This is a genomic window from Acinetobacter sp. YH16051 (assembly GCF_013417135.1).
Lineage (GTDB): Bacteria > Pseudomonadota > Gammaproteobacteria > Pseudomonadales > Moraxellaceae > Acinetobacter > Acinetobacter towneri.
Genome location: NZ_VPEN01000080.1, coordinates 1 through 2,378 on the forward strand (window position 1 = coordinate 1; position 2,378 = coordinate 2,378).

At 39.4% G+C, this 2,378-nt stretch carries 1 protein-coding gene; it reads right to left on the bottom strand.

From position 1 onward, the window contains the following. Positions 1-1,602: 1,602 nt before the first annotated feature. Positions 1,603-1,806 (bottom strand): hypothetical protein, encoded by a 204-nt coding sequence (locus FTV41_RS14335; protein WP_004968112.1) that lies wholly within the window; start codon positions 1,804-1,806, stop codon positions 1,603-1,605. Positions 1,807-2,378: the final 572 nt, after the last annotated feature.

Consider the following 2,378-nt stretch of genomic DNA (forward strand, 5'->3'; position numbering starts at 1 on the left):
CTCTAGGATGCGGTGGATATATAACCAAATTAGATTCTGTTTTTTGCGTGGACAGCCAATCCATGACTCCATTTCCTTTTTTGTGTTGTGGTTCATGGATTGCCAACCCATGAACTAAACACGCCCCCTCCTTTCTATGTCATCACATACCGATACATAGGAAGACTTGTTAACGGTGAAGCTGCGTGCGTGGGGAAACCCTAGCTGGCGCGGCTACGATAGGGGCTGAAGGGTGAAACCCCTGATTCTACCTGTTCCTACTTTCCTGTTAGGGGTGAAGTAGTTGGGCGACAAGGAAACGGAATCACCGAAAGGTGGCGAATGGGTTAAACCCCATTCTAGGCTGAAAGGGCTGAAATCCTGCTTTTGAAGAAATAGTGAGTGAAATCCAAAGATGGAGAGTAGCGTTAATAACTACCGTTCTTCGCTGAATCTTTATGGTTTGGCGAGGTGCGTGGCACACACGATGGCTTCTGCGGTATTCGAGAGGGTACAGGCGATCAAGGTGAAAGCTGGCGAGAGTGGCACTTTTGGGTCAGGTGGTGAATTTGTCGTGATGACATTCCATTTTGGCTCGAAAGGTCGATGTATAGCTTAAACGTGTTAAAGGTGGGGAGAAATCCTCATCGACTGTGCTAAGTAAGTGTTCTACCCATGATGATATTTTTTAAGCTGCGGAATCGGTATTTTGGAACTGCGTACCGAAAAGCAAGGAAAAGGTTTAGAAAATTAGTGGATGGGCGTACTGCTTGTTAAGACTTCAAAAGATAACTTGGGACGCACTTTTATGTCATTAGGTTTTGTCACCTAAGTATTTGAATAACTTATTTTAAGTTATCGGCATAGATGTGTTGGAGCGATCTTTAGTAGCGCATATAAGGTAAGTTGTTTTTGCCGAAGTTGTACCGTTAAACGTCTGAATAGTTTGCTCGTCTTTTGTGAAATAGATAGGGATCTATAATCACAGGAGATTTATTAATCGGATTGGAATATTCATTAAGTAAGTGAATGAATAGGACGTTTCTTTAGAGCAGGCTTAAATAGTTTCTTTGAAAGTATTTAAGCTCTCTAAAGTTGGGAAAAGACCATAGCTACCGTTGTCAGAAATGGCTTGTTAAGGGAATCGTGGTTTTGCGAAAGAGTGATGTTGAGGCTACAGGGGACTGTAGTTGAGTGTGTTACTTCCTGCATGGTAAAAGTGCTTGAAGGCTGTGAATTTAATGTCACAGGGAAATCAAAAAGGTTAAATGGGGATTGGTCTCCCCTGCTGTTCGAGTTGGTCGCTCGGACTAAACTAAACTTCTGAAGACATAGTTTTTCGAGGTTGTTATCCACCATAGGATAAATATTTTCTGATTTTATGAATAAAATTAGCGTTTTAAAGTTTGGTGTTGGTTGGTTGGCAATCGGCACTTCGACAAAATTTTACGGTGCATACGTTATAAGCATTTTTTAGACCCCCTCGGATATTCTTGCCAACAGAATATCGAAACGAGGTGGGTTGTCTAAATGCTCACCATTTGCGTTTTAAGGCACTTTAAACTAAAACCTATAGGTAGAATAGGAATGACCAATAAAACGCCAAATACAGCAAACCATGCGCTATAAATCCACATCTCTTGGTGTATCTTGCTCTCGATCTGTCATAAAATCTTCTAACCCTGTTGGGTCATCATGGTTTTTAAAGAACTCCTCCCAAGTTACTTCACAAAAGACACCATCTTCATTGGCTCTAAACCATCGTGGTTTGTTGAAGTTCTTCATCGAGAGAGAAACCAAATCTTCATCTTTTTTATCTTTGCTCATCTCAGATCCTCTTTAGCGAGTGTCTACGAGCGACACAACGAAAATTTGCGCCTAGACTCCCTGAAAAACTGCTTTTTAAAATATTTGCTTCAACAAATTGAAAGTAGATCACATGCTGATCTTTGCACCTAGACCGAGCGAAGCGAGCATAAAAAACTTATGAGCGAAGCGAATTCCGAGTTGCTTTTGCCTTTTCTTAAAGTAACAAGAATATTAACTAAAAATTGCCCCACGAATCGAGCGAAAGCGAGATTCAATAGAGTTTGAGCGTAGCGAAAACCAAGGGCAATTTTTCATGATTCAGGTTTTTAATGTTTTTAATGTTTTTAATGTTTTTAGAAGCTCTGTAACCCTCTAAAATAAAGGATTGCAGAGCTTATACATGGACGTTTATCTTGCTATACATGGACGTTTATCTTGCTATACATGGACGTTTATCTTGCTATACATGGACGTTTATCTTGTTTATCTTGACAAAGATTATAAAGTCCAGATATAAACCTAGTTAAAATCATAATATTTTATATAGGCTGTTGTTTTATATAATATTTTATTAAATTTGATTATCTTTT